Origin of the sequence: Brevundimonas sp. (genome assembly GCF_013912065.1) — a bacterium.
GTDB lineage: Bacteria > Pseudomonadota > Alphaproteobacteria > Caulobacterales > Caulobacteraceae > Brevundimonas.
In genome coordinates, this window is record NZ_JACESA010000029.1 from 1 (window position 1) to 21,822 (window position 21,822).

18 protein-coding genes are annotated in these 21,822 nt (G+C 67.3%); 10 read left to right on the plus strand and 8 right to left on the minus strand.

Features of this window, described 5'->3' with window-relative positions; genetic code table 11:
* Positions 1-290 precede the first annotated feature (290 nt).
* On the plus strand, positions 291-3,017 hold the full coding sequence (gene acnA / locus H2037_RS16010; RefSeq protein ID WP_292123969.1) for an aconitate hydratase AcnA: 2,727 nt from the start codon (positions 291-293) through the stop codon (positions 3,015-3,017).
* An 84-nt stretch (positions 3,018-3,101) separates the two neighbouring features.
* On the opposite strand, the gene H2037_RS16015 is transcribed toward acnA, so the two are convergent.
* Positions 3,102-4,001 carry a hydrogen peroxide-inducible genes activator gene (locus H2037_RS16015; RefSeq protein ID WP_292123971.1) on the minus strand — a complete coding sequence of 300 codons (900 nt, stop codon included), beginning with the start codon at positions 3,999-4,001 and terminating at the stop codon, positions 3,102-3,104.
* A 142-nt stretch (positions 4,002-4,143) separates the two neighbouring features.
* Here H2037_RS16015 and katG point away from each other — a divergent pair, with 142 nt between their 5' ends.
* Positions 4,144-6,414 (plus strand): catalase/peroxidase HPI, encoded by a 2,271-nt coding sequence (gene katG, locus H2037_RS16020; protein WP_292123973.1) that lies wholly within the window; start codon positions 4,144-4,146, stop codon positions 6,412-6,414.
* A 63-nt stretch (positions 6,415-6,477) separates the two neighbouring features.
* Here katG and H2037_RS16025 read toward each other — a convergent pair whose 3' ends face one another.
* From H2037_RS16025 to H2037_RS16035, 3 genes are all read right to left on the minus strand, one after another.
* On the minus strand, positions 6,478-7,269 hold the full coding sequence (locus H2037_RS16025; protein WP_292123975.1) for a glutaminyl-peptide cyclotransferase: 792 nt from the start codon (positions 7,267-7,269) through the stop codon (positions 6,478-6,480).
* A gap of 4 nt (positions 7,270-7,273) precedes the next feature.
* On the minus strand, positions 7,274-8,101 hold the full coding sequence (locus H2037_RS16030; protein ID WP_292123977.1) for a TerC family protein: 828 nt from the start codon (positions 8,099-8,101) through the stop codon (positions 7,274-7,276).
* A gap of 98 nt (positions 8,102-8,199) precedes the next feature.
* Complete coding sequence (locus H2037_RS16035) at positions 8,200-9,075, minus strand: endonuclease/exonuclease/phosphatase family protein (RefSeq protein WP_292123979.1); 876 nt, start codon at positions 9,073-9,075, stop codon at positions 8,200-8,202.
* A 263-nt stretch (positions 9,076-9,338) separates the two neighbouring features.
* Here H2037_RS16035 and H2037_RS16040 point away from each other — a divergent pair, with 263 nt between their 5' ends.
* From H2037_RS16040 to H2037_RS16070, 7 genes are all read left to right on the plus strand, one after another.
* Positions 9,339-9,893, plus strand: a complete 555-nt coding sequence (locus H2037_RS16040) for a F0F1 ATP synthase subunit delta (protein WP_292123981.1) — start codon at positions 9,339-9,341, stop codon at positions 9,891-9,893.
* A gap of 66 nt (positions 9,894-9,959) precedes the next feature.
* Positions 9,960-11,492 (plus strand): F0F1 ATP synthase subunit alpha, encoded by a 1,533-nt coding sequence (gene atpA, locus H2037_RS16045; protein WP_292123983.1) that lies wholly within the window; start codon positions 9,960-9,962, stop codon positions 11,490-11,492.
* Positions 11,493-11,527: 35 nt separating this feature from the next.
* Positions 11,528-12,406, plus strand: coding sequence for a F0F1 ATP synthase subunit gamma (locus H2037_RS16050; RefSeq protein WP_292123985.1), 879 nt, complete (start codon positions 11,528-11,530; stop codon positions 12,404-12,406).
* Positions 12,407-12,445: 39 nt separating this feature from the next.
* Positions 12,446-13,987 carry a F0F1 ATP synthase subunit beta gene (gene atpD, locus H2037_RS16055; RefSeq protein ID WP_292123987.1) on the plus strand — a complete coding sequence of 514 codons (1,542 nt, stop codon included), beginning with the start codon at positions 12,446-12,448 and terminating at the stop codon, positions 13,985-13,987.
* A 2-nt stretch (positions 13,988-13,989) separates the two neighbouring features.
* The gene (locus H2037_RS16060; RefSeq protein WP_292123989.1) at positions 13,990-14,259 is read left to right on the plus strand and encodes an ATP synthase F1 subunit epsilon; all 270 of its coding nucleotides are present in this window, start codon (positions 13,990-13,992) and stop codon (positions 14,257-14,259) included.
* 322 nt (positions 14,260-14,581) lie between these two features.
* Positions 14,582-15,025, plus strand: a complete 444-nt coding sequence (locus tag H2037_RS16065) for a hypothetical protein (RefSeq protein ID WP_292123991.1) — start codon at positions 14,582-14,584, stop codon at positions 15,023-15,025.
* Between the two features lie 55 nt (positions 15,026-15,080).
* Entirely contained in the window at positions 15,081-16,214 is a 1,134-nt protein-coding gene (locus H2037_RS16070) for a serine hydrolase domain-containing protein (RefSeq protein WP_292123993.1), read from the plus strand.
* Here the strand turns inward: H2037_RS16070 and H2037_RS16075 are convergent.
* The 3 genes from H2037_RS16075 to H2037_RS16085 form a co-directional block, all read right to left on the minus strand.
* Positions 16,199-17,716, minus strand: a complete 1,518-nt coding sequence (locus tag H2037_RS16075) for an MFS transporter (RefSeq protein ID WP_292123995.1) — start codon at positions 17,714-17,716, stop codon at positions 16,199-16,201. The two genes, H2037_RS16070 and H2037_RS16075, sit on opposite strands and share 16 nt — an antisense overlap.
* Before the next feature lie 25 nt (positions 17,717-17,741).
* Entirely contained in the window at positions 17,742-18,668 is a 927-nt protein-coding gene (rarD, locus tag H2037_RS16080; RefSeq protein WP_292123997.1) for an EamA family transporter RarD, read from the minus strand.
* A gap of 66 nt (positions 18,669-18,734) precedes the next feature.
* A complete protein-coding gene (locus H2037_RS16085) occupies positions 18,735-19,781 on the minus strand; it encodes an aspartate-semialdehyde dehydrogenase (protein ID WP_292123998.1) in 1,047 nt (348 codons plus the stop codon).
* A 139-nt stretch (positions 19,782-19,920) separates the two neighbouring features.
* Here H2037_RS16085 and zapE point away from each other — a divergent pair, with 139 nt between their 5' ends.
* On the plus strand, positions 19,921-21,012 hold the full coding sequence (gene zapE, locus H2037_RS16090; protein ID WP_292124001.1) for a cell division protein ZapE: 1,092 nt from the start codon (positions 19,921-19,923) through the stop codon (positions 21,010-21,012).
* 91 nt (positions 21,013-21,103) lie between these two features.
* Here zapE and H2037_RS16095 read toward each other — a convergent pair.
* The coding region (locus H2037_RS16095) for a malate dehydrogenase (RefSeq protein WP_292124003.1) at positions 21,104-21,822 on the minus strand (719 nt) is incomplete at its 5' end.

Genomic DNA, 21,822 nt, shown 5'->3' on the forward strand with positions numbered 1-21,822 from the left:
CCGTCCATGTGTCCACACCCTCGACGCGGACATTGAGAAAGGTTCTCAAAACAATGCGTATTTTCTCCCTCCCCGGAACGGGGAGGGAGAAAATACGCATTGTTTTGAGAACCTTTCTCAATGTCCGCGTCGAGGGTGTGGACACATGGACGGTGCGATCCGGCGGGGCTATATGCCCGCATGCCGCAGCAGGCTTTCGCCGCGCGCGCAGGGGTCCTGTGAGCCGCTGCGTCTGCCGCGCGAAGGCGCAACCGGATTGTCGGGCGGCGCTGACCAGAGGAAAACTCTCCATGCCGTCCACCGACAGCTTCAACACCCGCCAGGACCTTTCCGTCGGGCGCAAGAAATACGCCTATTACAGCCTTCCGGCCGCCGAGGAAGCGGGTCTGACCGGGATTTCCCGTCTGCCGCGCTCGATGAAGGTGCTGCTGGAGAACCTGCTGCGCAATGAAGACGGGGTTTCCGTCACCGAAGCCGACCTGAAGGCCGTCGCGGCCTGGGTCGAGAACAAGGGTTCGGTCGAGCACGAGATCGCCTTCCGCCCGGCCCGCGTCCTGATGCAGGACTTCACCGGGGTTCCCGCCGTGGTCGACCTGGCCGCCATGCGCGACGCCATGAGCGCCCTGGGCGCCGACGCCGCCAAGATCAACCCGCTGGTTCCGGTCGATCTGGTCATCGACCACTCGGTGATGGTCGATCACTTCGGCACGCCGAAGGCCTTCGGTCAGAACGTCGAGCGCGAATATGAGCGCAACATCGAGCGCTACAACTTCCTGCGCTGGGGTTCGTCGGCCTTCAACAACTTCCGCGTCGTGCCCCCCGGCACCGGCATCTGCCACCAGGTGAACCTGGAGAACCTGGCCCAGACCGTCTGGACCCTGGACGAAGGCAAGAAGACCGTCGCCTATCCCGACACCGTCGTCGGCACCGACAGCCACACCACCATGATCAACGGCCTGGCCGTCCTGGGCTGGGGCGTCGGCGGCATCGAGGCCGAGGCCGCCATGCTGGGCCAGCCGATCCCGATGCTGATCCCCGAGGTCATCGGCTTCAAGCTGACGGGCCGCCTGCCGGAAGGCACGACCGCCACCGACCTGGTGCTGACCGTCACCCAGATGCTGCGCAAGAAGGGCGTGGTCGGCAAGTTCGTCGAATTCTTCGGCGACGCCCTGCCGAACATGACCATCGAGGACCAGGCCACCATCGCCAATATGGCCCCGGAATACGGCGCCACCTGCGGCTTCTTCCCCGTCTCGGCCGCCACCATCGGCTATCTGACCGCCACGGGCCGCGACAAGGCGCGCGTCGCCCTGGTCGAAGCCTACGCCAAGGCGCAAGGCCTGTGGATCGACGAGACCTCGGAAGACCCGGTCTTCACCGATGTGCTGGAACTGGATCTGGCCACGGTCGTGCCGTCGCTGGCCGGTCCGAAGCGTCCGCAGGACCGCGTCGAGCTGACCACCGCCGCCCCGGCCTTCGAGACCGCCCTGGCCGAGGTCTTCAGCCGTCCGTCCGACGCCGCGCGGGTCGAGGTCGAGGGCGAGAAGTTCACCGTCGGCGACGGTGATGTGGTCATCGCCGCCATCACCTCCTGCACCAACACCTCCAACCCGTCGGTCCTGATCGCCGCCGGCCTGGTGGCGCGCAAGGCCAACGCCCTGGGCCTGAAGGCCAAGCCCTGGGTCAAGACCTCGCTGGCCCCCGGTTCGCAGGTCGTGACCGACTATCTGACCGACGCCGGCCTGCAGAAGGACCTGGACGCCCTGGGCTTCAACCTGGTCGGCTACGGCTGCACCACCTGCATCGGCAACTCGGGCCCGCTGGATCCGGCGATCTCCAAGGCAATCAACGACAACGCCCTGGTCGCGACCTCGGTCCTGTCGGGCAACCGCAACTTCGAAGGCCGGGTGAACCCGGACGTCCAGGCCAACTATCTGGCCTCGCCGCCGCTGGTCGTGGCCTACGCCATCGCCGGCTCGATGCGGATCGACATCACCAAGGATCCGATCGGCCAGGACAAGAAGGGCAATGACGTCTTCCTGAAGGACGTCTGGCCCACGACGCAGGAAATCGCCGACATCCAGCGCAAGTCGGTCACCCCGGCCATGTTCGCCAAACGCTACAAGGACGTGTTCAAGGGCGACAAGCACTGGCAGGCGATCAAGGTCTCCGGCGGCCAGACCTACGAATGGGACGACGCCTCGACCTACGTCGCCAACCCGCCCTATTTTGACGGCCTGTCGATGGACCTGACCCCGGTTCAGGATGTGGTCGAAGCCCGCGTCCTGGCCATTTTCGGCGACTCGATCACCACCGACCACATTTCTCCGGCCGGTTCGATCAAGAAGACCTCGCCCGCCGGCGTCTATCTGACCGGTCACGGCGTCGACGCGGCCGAGTTCAACAGCTACGGCGCCCGTCGCGGCAACCACGAAGTCATGATGCGCGGCACCTTCGCCAATATCCGCATCAAGAACCGCATCACGCCCGAGATCGAAGGCGGGGTGACGAAACACTTCCCGTCGGGCGACACCATGTCGATCTACGATGCTGCGATGAGATACCAGTCGGAAGGCCGGCCGCTGGTCGTCTTCGCCGGCAAGGAATACGGCACCGGCTCGTCGCGCGACTGGGCGGCCAAGGGCACGCGCCTGCTGGGCGTTCGCGCCGTCATCGCCGAAAGCTTCGAACGCATCCACCGCTCGAACCTGGTCGGCATGGGCGTCGTGCCGCTGCAGTTCAAACAGGACGGCTGGGTCAAGCTGGGCCTGACCGGCGAGGAGATCGTCACCATCCGCGGCCTGTCCGACGCCAATGTCGGCAAGCTGCGTCCGCGTCAGGACCTGTGGGTCGAGCTGTTCCGCCCGTCGGACGGCAAGATGGCCCGCTTCCCGGTCCGCTGCCGCATCGATAACCAGACCGAGATGGACTATCTCCTGGCCGGCGGCGTCATGCCCTACGTCCTGCGCAACCTGGCCCGAGGCCCGGAAGTTCCGGCGCCGGTCGCCGCCGAATAGTCGGGGTCCGAGCTCGGAAACAATGAGGGCCGGCGGAGCGATCCGCCGGCCCTTTTTGCATTGGTCGCCTGTCGAGGGCCGCCCTCAATCCAGCTTGAGCGCCTCGGCCAGAAGTCGGGCCTCCGCCGCCCGGCTGGAGCCGGAGCGCCAGGCGACGACGATTTCGCGGTGGGGCGGGGCGCCGTCGGCCTGGTTTTCGAAGGGGCGGATGACGACGGAGGGGGTGTCGGCCAGACCGGCCTGGACCGCCATCTTGGGCAGGAAACTGACCCCCAGTCCCGAACCGACCATCTGGACCAGGGTATGCAAACTGGTGGCGGCGAAGACGTCGTCCCCGCGCGGGGCTTCGATGTCCAGGGCGGCAAGGGCGTGGTCGCGCAGGCAGTGGCCGTCTTCCAGCAGGATCAGGTCCTCGGCCCGCAGCGAACCGGGGCGGATCGGGCCGGGCGCGGCCAGGGCGTGGTCGTGGGGGGCGGCGGCCATGATCTCGTCGTCGCCGATGCGGGCGTGTTCGACGCCCGGCGCGTCATAGGGCAGGGCGATGACGGCGGCGTCGATCTGGCCCGCCTTCAGGGCGGCGATCAGGCGCGGCGTCAGATCCTCGCGGATGAACAGTTTGAGGTTGGGATAGGCGGTCTTCAGCGACGGCAGTTTGGCGGGCAGCAGGAAGGGGGCCACCGTCGGAATGACGCCGAGGCGGAACCGGCCCGACAGCAGCCGCCCCGCGTTCTTGGCCGCCTCGACCAGATCCTCGGTGCGGGCCAGCACGTCCTCGGCCCGGCGCACGGCCTCGACGCCGACGGCGGTCAGGATGACGGCGCCGCGCGCACGCTCGACCACCGGGGCGCCCAGGATCCGCTCCAGCTCCTGCACCCCGGCGCTGAGGGCGGGCTGGCTGACGTGGGCGGCCTCGGCGGCGCGACTGAAGGAGCCGTGTTCGGCGAGAAGTGTGAGATACTGAAGTTGACGCAGACTGGGGAGCATGGCGGCCTGATAGGCCAGACCTATGCTGAAAGCAAAGATAATCGATTGGTCTTATGAAGCTGCGCCGTGTTGAATGCCCTCATCACCGACGCGGCTATCGATCTCCGCCCCCGCATCGCGCCATCAAACAGGGAAGAACACCATGACCACCGAAGCCAAATGCCCGATGACAGGCGCGACGTCCGAGCCGGTCGCCGGAGGCGGCACGCAGAACCGCGACTGGTGGCCCGGCCAGCTGCGCACCGATCTGCTGAACCAGCACTCGACCAAGTCCGACCCGCTGGGCGAGACGTTCAACTATCGCGAGGCCTTCGCCAAGCTGGACTATGAGGCGCTGAAGGCCGACCTGCGCGCGTTGATGACCGATTCTCAGGAGTGGTGGCCGGCGGACTTTGGCCACTATGGGCCGCAGTTCATCCGCATGGCCTGGCATAGCGCGGGCACCTATCGGGTCGGCGACGGCCGTGGCGGCGGCGGCCGGGGCCAGCAGCGGTTCGCCCCGCTGAACTCGTGGCCGGACAATGTGAACATCGACAAGTCGCGCCGCCTGCTGTGGCCGATCAAGCAGAAGTACGGCCAGGCCATCTCCTGGGCCGACCTGCTGATCCTGACCGGCAATGTGGCGCTGGAGACCATGGGCTTCCGCACCTTCGGCTTCGCCGGCGGTCGCGAGGACACCTGGGAGCCGGATCAGGACGTCTACTGGGGTCGCGAGACCACCTGGCTGGGCGGGGACGTCCGCTATTCCCACGGCTCGCACGGGGTGGACAAGCCGGCCGACGAGGCCGTGCTGGTGGCTGACGACAATGCGGACGGGCGCGAGCATTCGCGTGATCTGGAAAACCCGCTGGCCGCAGTCCAGATGGGCCTGATCTACGTCAATCCGGAAGGCCCGGACGGCAATCCCGATCCGATCGCCGCCGCCCGCGACATCCGCGACACCTTCGCGCGGATGGCGATGAACGACGAGGAGACGGTCGCCCTGATCGCCGGCGGCCACACCTTCGGCAAGACCCACGGCGCCGGTCCGGCCGAGCATGTCGGGGCCGAGCCCGAGGCCGATGGCCTCGAGGCGCAAGGCCTGGGCTGGGCCTCCAGCTTCGGCAGCGGATCGGGCCGCGACGCCATCACCAGCGGGCTGGAAGTCACCTGGACCCAGACGCCGGCCCAGTGGAGCAACTTCTACTTCGAGAACCTGTTCGCCTTCGAATGGGAGCTGGAGAAGTCGCCGGCCGGGGCGCACCAGTGGGTGGCCAAGGACGCCGGCGAGATCATCCCTGACGCGCACGACCCGACCAAGATGCGCCGGCCAACCATGCTGACGACCGACCTGTCGATGCGGTTCGACCCGGAATACGAGAAGATCTCGCGTCGCTTCCTGAACGATCCCCAGGCCTTCGCCGACGCCTTCGCCCGCGCCTGGTTCAAGCTGACCCACCGCGACCTGGGCCCGCGTTCGCGCTATATCGGCCCGGAGGCGCCGCAGGAGGTGCTGATCTGGCAGGATCCGACGCCCGCCGTCGATCATCCGCTGGTCGACGCCGACGACGTGCGGACCCTGAAGGCGCGGGTGCTGGCGTCGGGCCTCAGCGTGTCGGAACTGGTCGGCGCAGCCTGGGCCTCGGCCTCGACCTTCCGGGGCGGGGACAAGCGCGGCGGCGCCAACGGCGCGCGCATCCGTCTGGCTCCGCAGAAGGACTGGGACGTCAACCAGCCCGAACAGCTGGCCCGGGTGCTGTCCGTGCTGGAGGCGATCCAGTCCGACTTCAACCAGGCCCAGACGGACGGCAAGAAGATCTCGCTCGCCGACCTGATCGTCCTGGCCGGCGGCGCCGGTGTGGAACAGGCGGCCTGGGCGGCCGGTCACGAGACCACCGTGGCCTTCACTCCGGGCCGGACCGACGCCCGCCAGGACCAGACCGACGTCGAATCCTTCGGCTATCTGGAGCCGGTCGCCGACGGCTTCCGCAACTATCAGAAGGCCCGCTATTCGGTTCCGGCCGAATCCCTGCTGATCGACCAGGCGCAGCGGCTGACCCTGACCGCGCCCGAGATGACGGTCCTGATCGGCGGCCTGCGGGCGATCAACATCAATGTCGGCGGCCTGAAACATGGCGTGCTGACTGATCGGCCCGGCGCCCTGTCCAACGACGTCTTCGTCAATCTGCTGGACATGGGCGTGGCGTGGAAGCCGGCCTCGGCGACCAAGGACCTGTTCGAGGGCCGGGACCGCCGGACGGGCGAACTCCGCTGGACCGGAACCCGGGTCGACCTGGTGTTCGGCTCGAACGCGGTGCTGCGCGCCCTGGCCGAGGTCTATGCCGGCGCGGATGCCGAGAAGAAGTTCGTCAAGGACTTCGTCGCCGCCTGGACCAAGGTGATGGAACTGGACCGGTTCGACCTGCAGGCCTGATCCAGGCCGGGGGGACGGACAGGGGCCGGACGCGTGCAGGCGTCCGGCCCTTTGTTCTTTGGTCTATTCGTTTGGGCGCGATCCGCGCAGCCGGATCTCGAACAACTGGGGCCAGCGTTTGCCCGTGACGAACAGCCGTTTGCCAACGGCGTCCCAGGCGATGCCGTTCAGGACATCGTCGTTCGGGTCCAGACCCGCGTCCTGGGGAACCAGGGCCGACAGGTCGATGAAGGCCTTCACCACCCCCGTCTCGGGGTCGATGCGGGCGATGCGGTTGTCCTGCCACAGGTTGGCGAAGACCTCGCCGTCGATCCACTCCAGCTCGTTGATCTGGTCCAGCGGCTGGCCGTCGGCGGTGACGGAGACGCGGCCGGTCTCGGCTAAAGTGTCGGGATCGAGGAAGCGCAGCTGGTCGGTGCCGTCGCTCATGATCAGCCGCCGCCCGTCGGTGGTCAGGGCCCAGCCCTCGCCCGGATAGGAAAAGCCGCCCAGGGGCGAGAAGTCGTCCAGCTTCCAGATGAAGCCGATGTGGTTGCGCCAGGTCAGGCTGTAGAGCCTGCCGTTCAGCGTGGTCATGCCCTCGCCGAAATAGACGGTCGGCAGGTCGCGCTGGCGCACCACCTCGCCCGTCTCGAGCTGAACCTGGCGGATGAAAGAGGGGTAGAGGCCCGTGCTCTCGTACAGGGCGCCGTCGTGGAAGAAGAGGCCTTCGGTGAAGGCCGTCTTGTCGTGCGGATAGGCGCGGACGACCTCATAGGCCTGGACCGGAACCTCGGCCGCGGCGGGCGAGAGGCCGCCTGTCGCCAGCAGCAGGCCGGAGACGAGGCCGGCCAGGCGCAGCGACAGGCGGGTCATCGGATCAGGCCTGCTCGGCGGCGGCTTCAGCCTCGGCCTTGCGGGCGCGGATTTCGGCACGATCGGCCTCGGCGCGGGCGAGTTCGGCCCTCTCCTTCTTGGAGGCGGAGCGACGACCCAGCATGTTCAGCGCCTCCACCCCGGCCGAGAAGGCCATCGCCGCATAGATATAGCCCTTGGGCACGTGATAGCCGAAGCCGTCGGCGATCAGGACCATGCCGATCATCAGCAGGAAGCCGAGCGCCAGCATGACGACGCTGGGGTTCTTGTTGATGAAGTCGGCCAGCGGATCGGCGGCCAGCAGCATCACGGTCACGGCCACCAGAACCGCCACCACCATGATCGGCAGATGTTCGGTCATGCCGACCGCCGTCAGGATCGAGTCGATCGAGAAGACGATGTCCAGCAGGATGATCTGGAAGATCGCCGCCCCGGCGTTGGTGATCATCACGTCCTTCTTGTCCATGACGTCATGGGTGGGCGTGGGATCGACGGTGTGGTGGATTTCCTTGGTGGCCTTCCAGACCAGGAACAGGCCGCCCGCGATCAGGATCAGGTCCTTCCACGAGAATTCATTGCCCATGACGGTGAAGACCGGCTGAACCAGGCCGACCAGCCAGGCGATGATCGACAGCAGGGCCAGGCGCATGACCAGGGCCAGACCGATGCCGATACGCCGGACCTTCTGGCGGTGTTCCTCGGGCAGTTTGTTCGACAGGATCGAGATGAAGATCAGGTTGTCGATGCCGAGCACGACCTCCATCACGATCAGCGTCACCAGCGCGGCCCAGGCGGCCGGGTCGGAGAACAGGGGAATTATGCTGTCGAGCATGAGGAGTCCTGAAGGGAAAAGCTTGAGCGGAAAGCGCTAGGGCCGGCGCTGGTTCCGATCAAGCGCCAGGGTGCGGCGCAATGGTCGCACCCCCTCTCCTAACGCGCGTCGAACGCGATGTCGGCGACCAGGGGGAAATGGTCCGAGATCACCTGGCCGCCGAAGGAATCGGTCGGGACGCCGAACCGCTCGACCGACAGGCCGGGACCGACGAACAGATGGTCGATGGCGACGCCGTCATTGTCCCTGGCGACGTCGAAATCATTATAGGTGCCGGCCGGGCCGAATACGACCGGGCTGACATCGCGGGCGTCGCGCAGGCCTGAGGCGAGGATCCGGCGATAAGGGGTGCTGTCCGGTCCGGAGTTGAAGTCCCCCATCAGGACTACGGCCGCCGTCCGCCCCTCGACCATCGCGGGCGCCAGATCAGACGCCAGGGCGGCGCAGTGTTCTCGCGACATCGGCCCGACATGGTCGAAGTGGGCGTTGCGCACGTCCAGCAGCCGGCCGCTGGTCCGATCGCGCAGCACGACGCGCGTCACCGTGCGGGGCAGGGCCGCGTCCCATCCCTTCGACGGCCGGTCCGGCGTGGGCGAGCACCACAGGGTCTCGGTGCTGATCTTTTCGAACCGGTCGCGGCGCCAGAACACGGTCGTGGTCTCGCCCGCCTGGACGCCGTCATCGCGGCCGAGGCCGTAGTGATCATAGTCCGGCGCCTGTTCCGCCAGATAGGCGACCATCGGAATCAGGGCCTCCTGAACCCCCAATATGTCGGGGGCGAAGAAGGCGATCTGGCGCGCCATGTGCGGGCGGCGCTGCGCCCAGTTCGGCGTGTCGTCCGGCGCGTCGTAGCGGATGTTGTAGCTCATCAGCCGGACCGGGTGGCCGTTGTCGGCGACCGGCGTCCGGGCCATGGCGGCCGCCGGAACTAGCAGGACACACAGGGCGACGATCAGCAGGGGAAAGGGCTTCATCCGGGAGCTCCGCAGCAGGCTGGAGGTGATTTCACATGGGGCGATGACCAGCGTGCGACACGCCTATGCCCAGGGTGCGGCTTCATCGCCCTTCACGCAATGTTGCGAGCGGCAAAACCCCGTGCTATCAGGCGCCCGGCTTGAAGGGGGCGTATTCGCGAATACGGCCTCTGTCGTGCTTTCAGCAAGCATTTCAAGCTTTTGACCGTTGCGATCCTCGCAATCGGTCGCGACCCTGACACAACGACCTCGGACCCTAATCAGTGGCTGATGATTTCAGAACGACGGAAGTCGGCGATCGCTACGCACAGGCGCTGTTTGATCTGGCGCTGGAAACGGGCCGGCTGGACTCCGTTCGCGCCGATGTCGTCTCGCTGAAAGCCGCTTGGAGCGAGAGTTCCGACCTGCGCCGCCTCGCGACCTCGCCGGTCATTTCGGCTGAGGATCAGGTCAAGGGCCTGGTCGCCATCGCCGCCAAGGCGAAGTTCGAACAGACCACCAGCAACTTCCTCGGCCTGCTGGCCCAGAACCACCGCGCGCGTGACCTGCCCAGCGTGATCGCCGGTTTCGAGGCCCGTTACGCCAAACACGCCGGCATCGTCGCCGCCGAGATCGTCTCGGCCCAGCCGCTGGACGCCGCGCAGCTGGCCTCCATCAAGGCCGCGCTGAACGCCAGCCTGGGCAAGGCGCCGGAACTGACCACGCGGGTCGATCCGGCCCTGCTGGGCGGCCTGAAGGTCAAGGTGGGCTCGAAACTGTTCGACGCCTCGTTGAAGACCAAGCTCGACCAGATGAAATTCGCGCTGAAGCGCGCCTAACCCACAAGAGCGGGTCCGCCTTGGCGAGGCCCGCGCCGCAAAAGACTGAAGAACAGAGAGCCCGTCATGGACATCCGCGCCGCTGAAATCTCGGCCATCCTCAAGTCGCAGATCGCCAACTTCGGCGTCGAAGCCGATGTCTCCGACGTCGGCAGCGTGCTGTCGGTCGGCGACGGCATCGCCCGCATCCACGGTCTGGACAATGTCCAGGCCGGTGAAATGGTCGAGTTCACCAAGGCCGGGGTCAAGGGCATGGCCCTGAACCTGGAACGCGACAATGTGGGCGCCGTGATCTTCGGCGCCGACGCCGCCATCGCCGAGGGCGACGACGTGCGCCGCCTGGGCGAGATCGTGGACGTGCCGGTCGGCAAGGGTCTGCTGGGCCGCGTCGTCAACCCGCTGGGCGAGCCGATCGACGGCAAGGGCCCGATCGAATTCACCGAGCGCCGCCGCGTCGACGTCAAGGCGCCGGGCATCATCCCGCGCAAGTCGGTTCACGAGCCGATGCAGACCGGCCTGAAGGCCATCGACACCCTGATCCCCGTCGGCCGCGGCCAGCGCGAGCTGATCATCGGCGACCGTCAGGTCGGCAAGACGGCCGTCGCCGTCGACACCATCCTGAACCAGAAGAACGTCAACAAGACCGACAACGAGAGCGCCAAGCTCTATTGCATCTACGTCGCCATCGGCCAGAAGCGTTCGACCGTCGCCCAGATCGTCAAGACCCTCGAAGAGTCGGGCGCGCTGGAATACACCATCGTCGTCGCCGCCACGGCCTCGGAGCCGGCCCCGCTGCAGTTCCTGGCCCCCTTCGCCGGCACCGCCATGGGCGAGTTCTTCCGCGACAACGGCATGCACGCCCTGATCGTCTATGACGATCTGTCCAAACAGGCTGTGGCCTATCGCCAGATGTCCCTGCTGCTTCGCCGCCCGCCCGGCCGCGAAGCCTATCCGGGCGACGTCTTCTACCTGCACAGCCGCCTGCTGGAGCGTTCGGCCAAGCTGAATGAAGACTACGGCTCGGGCTCGCTGACCGCCCTGCCGATCATCGAGACCCAGGCCAACGACGTTTCGGCCTATATCCCGACCAATGTGATCTCGATCACCGACGGCCAGATCTTCCTGGAATCCGACCTCTTCTACCAGGGCATCCGCCCGGCCGTGAACGTCGGCATCTCGGTGTCGCGCGTCGGCTCGTCGGCCCAGACCAAGGCGATGAAGAAGGTCGCCGGCACCATCAAGGGCGAGCTGGCCCAGTATCGCGAGATGGCCGCCTTCGCCAAGTTCGGCTCGGACCTCGACTCCTCGACCCAGCGCCTGCTGGCCCGCGGCGCCCGCCTGACCGAGCTGCTGAAACAGCCCCAGTATTCGCCGCTGGCGATGGAAGAACAGGTCGTCTCGGTCTACGCCGGCACGCGCGGCTATATCGACGGCATCGCCGTGAGCGACGTCGGCCGGTTCGAGAAGGAACTGCTGGCCCGCATCCACGCGAACCATGCGTCGCTGCTGGAAGGCATCCGCACCAAGAAGGACCTGACCGCCGACCTCGAGGCCGAGCTGAAGGACATCCTGGCCGCCTTCGTCAAGACCTTCGCCTAAGCCCCGCCGGTTAGTTAGAGGAAGAGCAAAGCCGGATGGCCAGCCTCAAGGAAATGCGCAATCGGATCGGAAGCGTGAAAGCCACGCAGAAGATCACGAAGGCCATGCAGATGGTCGCCGCGGCCAAGCTGAAACGCGCCCAGGACCAGGCCGAGAGCGCCCGGCCCTATGCGCGCAAGATGGCCTCGGTCATCGCCAATCTGGCCGCCGGCGTCTCGGGCGCCGATGCGCCCAGGCTGCTGGCCGGCACCGGTCAGGACCAGCGTCACCTGATCGTGGTGGCGACGGCGGACAAGGGTCTGGCGGGCGGTTTCTCGACCAATGTCATCCGCGCCGCGCGCGAGCGGATCAACAGCCTGATCGCCAACGGCAAGGACGTGAAGATCATCGCCGTCGGCCGCAAGTCGCGCGATCAGCTGTCGCGCCTGTACGGCGACAAGGTGATCCACACCTTCGAGTTGAGCGCCCAGAAGACCATCGGCCTGCCCCTGGCCCAGCCGGTCGCCGAGATGATCGCCACGGCTTTCGAGGACGGTCAGGCCGATGTGGTCACCCTGTTCTACAGCCAGTTCAAGTCGGTGATCCAACAGGTTCCGACCGGCAAACAGCTGATCCCCGCCGTGGTGGAAGGCGACGCCGCCCCCATCGACCTGAACGGCGCGGTCTATGAGTATGAGCCCTCGGAAGAGGAAATCCTCGAGACCCTGCTGCCGCGCAACCTGACGACCCAGATCCTGGCCGCTCTGTATGAGAACCAGGCCGGTTTCTTCGGGTCGCAGATGGCCGCGATGGACAACGCCACGCGCAACGCCGGCGACCTCATCAACGCCCTGACGCTGCAGTACAACCGCAAGCGACAAGCCCAGATCACCACCGAGCTGATCGAGATCATCGCCGGCGCCGAAGCCCTCTGATCCCGACCGAACAGACATTCCGATAAACGGACCCCAGCCATGACCGACACAGTCGCCCCCCCCGCCAAGAAGCCCGCCGCCCGCAAGCCGGCCGCCAAGAAGGTCGCCGATATCGCGGCCCCCGTCTCCGTCGTCGCCACCGGCAAGATCGCCCAGGTCATCGGCGCCGTCGTCGACGTCGAGTTCACCGGCCATCTGCCGGCGATCCTGAACGCCCTGCACACCCAGAACGTCGACCAGAAGACGGGCGAGCCCTTCACCCTGGTCCTGGAAGTCGCCCAGCACCTGGGTGAGAACATGGTCCGCACCATCGCCATGGACACGACCGAGGGCCTGACGCGCGGCCAGCCCGTGTCGGACACCGGCACCTCGATCCAGACCCCGGTCGGTCCGGGCGTGTTGGGCCGCATCATGAACGTCGTCGGTCAGCCGATCGACGAAGCCGGCCCGATCAAGACCACCGAATATCGTCCGATCCACCGCGAGGCCCCGACCTTCGAGGAACAGACCAACTCGTCGGAAATCCTGGTCACGGGCATCAAGGTCATCGACCTGATCTGCCCCTACACCAAGGGCGGCAAGACCGGCCTGTTCGGCGGCGCCGGCGTCGGCAAGACCGTGACCATGCAGGAACTGATCAACAATATCGCCAAGGCCTACGGCGGTTATTCGGTTCTGGCCGGCGTGGGTGAGCGCACCCGCGAAGGCAACGACCTGTATCACGAGATGATCGAGTCGAACGTGAACGTCGACCCGTCCAAGAACAACGGCTCGACCGAGGGCTCCAAGTGCGCCCTGGTTTATGGCCAGATGAACGAGCCTCCCGGCGCCCGCGCCCGCGTCGCCCTGACCGGCCTGGCCCAGGCCGAATATTTCCGCGACGAAGAGGGTAAGGACGTCCTGCTGTTCGTCGACAACATCTTCCGCTTCACGCAAGCCGGTTCGGAAGTGTCGGCTCTGCTGGGCCGCATCCCGTCGGCCGTGGGCTATCAGCCGACGCTGGCCACCGAGATGGGGAACCTGCAAGAGCGGATCACCTCGACCAAGAAGGGTTCGATCACCTCGGTCCAGGCCATCTACGTCCCCGCCGACGACCCCACTGACCCGGCCCCGGCCGCGTCCTTCGCCCACCTGGACGCGACGACCATGCTGTCGCGTGACATCGCCGCCCAGGCCATCTTCCCCGCCGTCGATCCGCTGGACTCGACCTCGCGGATCATGGACCCGCTGGTCATCGGCGAAGAGCACTATCAGGTCGCCCGTTCGGTCCAGGAAGTGCTGCAGCAGTACAAGGGCCTGAAGGACATCATCGCCATCCTGGGCATGGACGAGCTGTCGGAAGAGGACAAGCTGGTCGTGTCGCGTGCTCGCAAGATCCAGCGCTTCCTGTCGCAGCCCTTCTTCGTGGCCGAGCAGTTCACCAACGCGCCCGGCAAGTTCGTCGAACTGGCCGACACGATCCGCTCGTTCAAGGGCATCGTCGCCGGTGAATACGACCACCTGCCGGAAGCCGCCTTCTACATGGTCGGCGCCATCGAAGAGGCCGTCGCCAAGGCCGAGAAGATGGCGTCGGAAGCCTGATCATGGCCGGCAAGCTGAACTTCTCCCTCGTCTCGCCGGAACGCGAGGTCTTCTCGGGCCTCGTGGACCAGGTTGACGCGCCGGGCGTCGAGGGCGACTTCGGCGTCCTGCCGAACCACGCCCCCTTCATGACCGCCCTGAACGAGGGTCTGGTGACCGTCTATGTCGGCGGCGCCAAGACCCAGTATGAGGTCAAGGGCGGCTTTGCCGACGTCAATGGCGAAGGCCTGACCATCCTGGCCGAACAGGCGACCGAGGTCGTCGCGGCCTGATCCATACGCCGGATCGGAAAAGATCGAGGCCCCGCGCTCCGGCGCGGGGCCTTTTTCGTCATAGACTGTTCACTTGATCCAGTTCGGCGGGTTTGCATACCTCGGGTATAGTAGGGGGCTGGTGATGCAAAAATCCAAAGGGGCGAGCCTTGGCGGCGGGCCGCGCCGGGTTTGGACGGCCTTGCTCGGGGCGTCTGTGATCGGGGCGTTGCTCAGCGGCTGTGCCAGTCAGCCGACGGGAGTGGGGCCCACCCAACCCCCGCCTTATGGGGCGCTGACCTCGCCGACCGCCGCCATGGCCATTGTCTTTTCGGACGTCTGCTTGACGGCAGTACGCGACGAGACGTCGATCGAGGCGCTGGCGCTGGATCACTGGCTGCGCCCGGTCCCGCCCCGCTCCACGGGTTCGTCGATGGGGACGGCGGCGTGGCGACTGGCCTCCTATTCCAGCGTCTTTGTCATCGCCCTGCCTAACGGCGGATGTTCGGCCTCTGTGGAAGCGGGAGATCCCGAGGGTCTCGAGGCTGCAGCCTTGGATCTGTTGCCGCGCTATGGCGACTTCGTCCGGGGAGAGACCTTCCCTGCCGAGGACAACACCCGGACCGCCTGGTGTACGGCCGAGACGCACCAGCCGCTGATTGTGGTTCTGGTCCGACGGACCCAGGGCCGTCGCCCGGCCTTCGTCGCCAACATCTTCCGGGCGGAATCGACGCGTCCATCCTTCTGTGCGCCAGCGCCGCCGAGCACGGCCCCCTTCCCGGCCTAGGCGCTCTCACGCCGGCCACTTCCCCCGCAGGCGGGGGAAGGTCTAGAACGCCTCCATGACCGAAGCTCTCGATATTCATGGCGTCTGCGACCCGCGTTTTGCGGCGGTGAAGGACGCCTTCGCCGCCAATTTCACCGAGGCGCCTGAGGGGCTGAACGAGCAGGCGGCGCGGTTCAGTCTGCTGATCGAGGGGGAGACGGTCGTCGATCTGTGGGCGGGACACGCCGACACGGCGCGGACCACGGCCTTCACCGCCGAGAACCTGACGCCGGTGTTTTCGACCGGCAAGGCGGTGATGGCCCTGCTGATCGCCACGGCGGTCGAGGCGGGCCGACTGGACTATGAGCAGACGGTCGCCAGCCTGTGGCCCGAGTTCGGGGCGGCGGGCAAGGCCGAGATCACCGTCGTCCAGCTGATGAGCCATCAGTCCGGCCTGCCGGGCTTTTCGGACGCGGTCGATCCCGCGATCTGGTTCGATGCTTCCATGGTCGTGACCAGGCTGGCGGCCCAGGCGCCGATGTGGGCGCCGGGCACGGCCTCGGGCTATCACCCGATCACGGTCGGCTATCTGGCCAATGAAGTGTTTCGCCGCGCGACCGGCCGCACCATGGGCCAGGCTCTGCGTGAGGACTTCCCCGAGCTGGACCTGTGGATCGGCCTGCCCGAGAGCGAACATGGCCGGGTGGCCCAGATGCGCAAGCCGACCGCCGCGCCCAGCCTGGGGCCCATCGATCCGATCAAACAGGCGGCCTTCCTCGACCGGGGCTCGGCGCCGGGGGGGCGCGGCTCGGCCGAATGGCGCAAGATGGAGATCCCGTCCGCCAATCTGCACGGCACGGCCCTGGGTCTGGCGCGGCTGCTGGGCGTGGTCGCCAACGACGGCGTGCTGGAGGGGCGGACGGTCCTGTCGGCCGATACGTTGGAGCAGTTGACGCGCGAGCGGATCTACGGGCCGGACAAGGTGCTGCCCTATGCGATCAGCTGGGCCGCCGGTCTGATGCGCAACGACAGGCTGGAGGTTTTCGGGCCGGGGGCGTCGATGGGCCACTATGGCTGGGGCGGGTCGATGGCCATGGCCGATCCGTCGCGCCGCCTGTCGGCCGCCTATGTGATGACCCGCCAGTCGCCGCACCTGATCGGCGATCCTCGGGCCGTGCGGCTGCTGAACGCCGTCTACGCCGCCGTCTGAACCCGGCCCGGGGCCGTCAGCAAGCCGACCAGCCCCGCGATCGCCGCACAGGCCGCGCAGGTCAGGATCACGGCCCTGAAGGCGGCGTGGAAGGCGTCGCGCGCGGCAGGCGTCAACTCCGCCCCGGACATGACCTGGGCCAGCAGGGCGCGCGCGTCCGGCTGATCCACGACCAGGGCGAACACCGCCGACAGGACAAGTCCCAGCAGAGCCACGGCCAGCAGGCCGGCGACCCGCGCCACCGCATTGTTGACCCCTGACGCCACGCCGGTGTGTCCCGGCTGGACCGCCCCCATCACCGTCGCCGTCAGCGGACCGACGGCCAGGGTCATGCCGACCGCCATCACCGTCATCCCGGCTAGGGGGCCGTCGACATAGCCGGCGCCGGGCGCGGGCAGCGCCAGCAACGCCAGTCCCACGCCCGCCAGCAGCGGCCCGACGCTGAGCGACAGTCGGGCGCCGAACCGGTCGGCGATCCGCCCCGCCAGGCCCGAGAACAGGCCCATGACGGCGGCGAAGGGCAGCATGGCCGCCCCGGCCTCGGTCGCGCTCCAGCCGTGAACCCGGATCAGGTCGAACGGCAGGAAGAACATGGCGCCGCCCAGCGCAAAATAGAGCAGCAGCGTCAGCAGATTGACCCCGCTGAACACCGACGAGCGAAACAGGCCCAGCGGCATCATCGGCCGGCCTTGCCGCGCCTCGGCCCACAGGAAGCCGGCCAGCAGCGCCGAGCCTCCGACCAGACCCGCGACGATGGCGGGCGCCCCGAAGCCCAGGTCCGGCGCCGCCGTCAGCGCCCAGGTCAGCGCGCCCAGGCCCGCGACGGCCAGGGCGGCGCCCAGCCAGTCCAGGCCCCTGGCGTCGGGATCGCGGCTCTCGGGCGTGGCCATCAGAGTGACGACAGCGGTCAGGATCGCCAGTGGCACATTGATCCAGAAGATGGCGCGCCAGTCGGCGGCGTCGGCCAGCCAGCCGCCGACCAGCGGCCCGATCATGCCGGTCAGGGCGCCGAACCCGGCCCAGGTCCCGAAGGCCTTGCCCCTCTCCTCCGGCGGGAAGGTGGCCCCGATCACGGCCAGGGCGCCGGGTGTCAGCAGGGCGGCGCCGACGCCCTGGATCGCGCGGCCTGCGACCAGGGCCTCCACCGTCGGGGCCAGGGCGCAGCCGATGGAGGCCAGGGCGAAGATCGCCACCCCGATCAGGAAGACCAGCCGCCGGCCGAACCGGTCGCCAGCCGCACCCCCGATCAGCACCAGGGCGCCCAGGGTCAGCAGATAGGCGTTCGACACCCACTGGACCGCCGCCGTTCCCGCCGCCAGATCGCGCTGCACTGCGGGCAGGGCGACGCCCAGGGCCGAGCCGTCGATAAAGGTCAGGCTGGATCCCAGCACGGTCGCCGCCAGCACCCAGCGCTTGCGCGCCGTCGACAGGGGAAGTTCGGGCGGAGGCGCGGCGCGGACTTGCCCGCTGTCGCAGGGGCCGGGCTGGTGAGCGGTCGTCATGGCCTCGCCTCCGTGAGAGGCGAGGCTACGCCGGTTCCGCCGTGGCCTTCAACGCCTCGCGCGCCGCCCGGCTGCGATTATAGGCGGCGAAGGCGAACACCCCGGCGCCGGCCCAGATGAAGCCGAAGGAGACGATCCGCAGCAGGGTCAGGGCTTCGCCGGCCCAGACGCCGCAAGCGAACTGAAGCGTCGGCGCCAGGAACTGGATGAAGCCGATGGTGGACAGGGGCAGGCGGCGCGCCGACCAGGCGAACAGGACCAGGGGGATGACCGTCGCGGGGCCGTTGACCAGGGCCCAGGCCAGGCCGGCCGGAGAGGCGAAACCGGTCGCCTGGCCGTGGGTCGCCAGCCAGGCCAGGAACAGGGCGCCGAACGGCAACAGCACCAGACATTCGACGAACAGGCCGGTCTGGGCCGAGGCCGGCACCCGTTTGCGGATCACCGCATAGGCGCAGAAGGTGACGGCCAGGGTCAGGCCGATGACCGGCACATGGCCCAGGGCGATGGTCTGGATGACCACTCCGACGGCGGCCAGGGCGATGGCGGCGGCGCTCCAGCGGTCGATCCGCTCGCGGAACAGGACCGCCCCCGCCGCCATGTTCAGCAGTGGATTGATATAATAGCCGAGGCTGGCCTCCAGCGTCGCATGATGGGTGGTGGCGAAGACGTAGAGGCTCCAGTTGGTGGCGATCATCGCCGCCGACAGGGCCAACCAGGCCAGGGTGCGCGGCGTCGCCAGCACGCGCCTCGCCTCGCCCCACTGGCCCGCCAGCAGCAGGAACAGGCCCGCCACGAACACCGACCAGACCGCCCGGTGGGCCAGGATTTCGGGCGCGCCGAAGCCGTGGGCCGCCAGGGCCATGAACAGCAGGGGCAGCAGGCCCCACAGGGTGTAGCAGGCGACGGCGGTGGCGACCGCGCGGGGGTCGGCGGGCGGAGTGGAGGCGGTCATGGGGACGTGTCCTTCAACGCCCTGCCGTCATCCTCGGGTCAAACCCGAGGACGACGGGGCGGAGGGTCAGAGGGTGATCGAGCGATACCCCGACGACGAGGTGATGACGCCCGTCTCGTCCAGCAGTTGGGCGATCTGGACGGCGTTCAGGGCGGCGCCCTTGCGCAGGTTGTCGGACACGACCCACAGGTTCAGGCCGTTCTCGACGGTTGGGTCCTTGCGGATGCGCGACACATAGACGGAGTGTTCGCCGGCGGCGTCGACGGGGGTGATATAGCCGTCGTGCTCCTGCTTATCGATGACCTGCACGCCCGGCGCCTCGCGCAGGATGGCGCGGGCCTCGTCGGGGGCCATGGGGCGGTCGAACTCGATGTTCACGGCCTCGGAGTGGCCGACGAAGACCGGCACGCGGACGCAGGTGACGGTGACCTTGATGTCGGGGTCCAGCATCTTGTGCGTCTCGTCCGACATCTTCTGCTCCTCGTCGGTCGAGCCGTCCTCGAGGAAGGAACCGATGTAGGGGATGACGTTGAAGGCGATCTGTTTGGGGAATTTCTTCGGACGGGCGTCGCCCAGGCCGTAGATGGCCTTGGTCTGGTTCCACAGCTCGTCCATGCCTTCCTTGCCGGCGCCGGACACCGACTGATAGGTCGAGACCACCACCCGCTTGATCTTGGCCGCGTCGTGCAGGGGCTTCAGCGCCGTCACCAGCTGGATCGTCGAGCAGTTGGGGTTGGCGATGATGTTCTTCTTCTTGGCGTCCTTGACCGCGTCGGGGTTCACCTCGGGCACGATCAGGGGCACGTCCGGATCTTTGCGGAAGGCGGACGAGTTGTCGATCACGATGGGACCGGCCTTGCCGATCTTCTCGGACCAGGCGCGCGAGACGTCGCCGCCGGCCGACATCAGGACCAGATCGACGGTGGAGAAGTCGAACTGTTCGATGTCCTGGCATTTGATGGTCTTGTCGCCGAACGAGACCTCGACCCCCTTGGACTTGCGCGAGGCGATGGCGTGAATCTCGTCGACCGGGAATTCCAGCTCCTCGAGGATGTTCAGCATTTCGCGGCCCACATTGCCCGTGGCCCCGACGATCGCGACGCGATAACCCATGTTTCTTGTCCTTCGGACGCGCTGTCGCTCGGCCCACGGGGCCTCGCTGCTTGAGCGCATTGTAGTGATGGCCTGCAAATAGGCGTTCGCAGCCGCGAAGCAATCGCTTTTCGGCGCGGGGGACTTTAAGCAGGCGCCCATGACCTCCCGCATTCGAAACGCCTACGACATCCGCGTGGAAGAGGGCGTGCTGACGCCCGATCCGGCCCAGTCCGAAGTGCTCGTCGCCCTGGAGCGGCTGGAGCGCGATCTGGCCAGGCGGGGCCTGTTCGGCCGGCCGCCCGAGGTGAAGGGGATCTATCTGTGGGGGCCGCCGGGACGGGGCAAGTCCATGCTGATGGATCTGTTCTATTCGGCCACGCCCGAGCCCCGCAAAAAGCGCGCCCATTTCCACGCCTTCATGGCCCGGGTCCACGACCTAGTGCGCCAGTGGCGCGAAGGCGACGCCAAGGCCCGAAAGGCCGTGTTCGGAACGCACAAGGGCGACGATCCCATTCCGCCCATTGCGAAACTGATCGCTGCCGAGGCGCGGCTGCTGTGTTTCGACGAGCTTCAGGTGACGGACATCGCCGACGCCATGATCCTGGGCCGGCTGTTCGAGGCCCTGTTCGAGGACAGGGTGGTGCTGGCCATCACCTCGAACCGGGCGCCGGAGGACCTGTACAAGAACGGCATCAACCGTCAGCTGTTCGTCCCCTTCATCGAGATACTCCGCGACCGCTGCGTCGTGGTGCAGACGGCGGGTGCGCGCGACTGGCGGCTGGACCGGCTGAGCTCGACCGAGATCTGGCACATGCCCGACGACCGCGCCGGGTTCGAAGACCTGTGGCGCGAGCTGAAGGGCGGCGAGCCCGAAGAGCCGGCCCATCTGACCGTCCTGGGCCGCGACGTCGTCGTGGAGCGGACCGTGGGCTCGATGGCGCGGGCGAGTTTTGCGGACCTGTGCGGTCGGCCGCTGGGGCCGCAGGACTATCTGGCGATCGCCGAGCGGTTCCACACCCTGTTCCTGGAGGATGTGCCGATCCTGGGGCCGAACAATCAGCAGGAGGCGCGGCGGCTGGTGACCTTGGTGGACGCCCTGTACGAGGCCAAGACCAAGCTGGTCGTCCTGGCCGCCGCCCGGCCCGAGGCCCTCTATACCGAAGGCGTGGGGGCGTTCGAGTTCGAACGGACGGTGTCGCGGTTCAACGAGATGCAGAGCAAGGACTGGCTGGCGTTCGAGCGGGAGTGACAGCAGACCCTCTCCCGGCGGGAGAGGGACGAATTGAAAAGGGCCTGCGGAGTGATCCGCAGGCCCTTCGCCATTTGATCTGTGTAATCGCTTAGACCAGCGAGGCGTCGATATCCTTGCAGGCCTGCAGCAGGCCCTGGACCGAGGCGACGGACTTTTCGAACATCGCCTTTTCTTCGTCGTTGGTGGTGAACTCGATCACCTTCTCGACGCCGGCGGCGCCGATCATGGCCGGGACGCCGACATAGAGATCCGACAGGCCGTATTCGCCCGACAGCCAGACGGCGCAGGGCAGGACGCGCTTCTGGTCGAGCAAGTACGACTTGGCCATGGCGATGGCCGATTCAGCCGGGGCGTAGAAGGCCGAACCGGTCTTCAGCAGGGCCACGATCTCGCCGCCGCCCTTACGCGTGCGGTCGACGATGGCGTCCAGTTCGTCCTGCGACAGGAAGCCGGCCTTGACGGCGTCCGGCAGGGGCAGGCCGCCGACGGTCGAGTGGCGCACCATCGGCACCATGTCGTCGCCGTGACCGCCCAGGGTCCAGGCGTGGATGTCCTGCACCGAGACGCCGGTCTTTTCAGCCAGGAAATAGGCGAAGCGCGCCGAGTCCAGCACGCCGGCCATGCCGACGACCTTCTCCTTGGGCAGGCCCGAGAACTTCTGCAGGGCCCAGACCATGGCGTCGAGCGGGTTGGTGATGCAGATGACGAAGGCGTTCGGGGCGTGGGCCTTGATGCCCTCGCCGACGGCCTTCATGACCTTCAGATTGATGCCGATCAGGTCGTCGCGGCTCATGCCCGGCTTGCGCG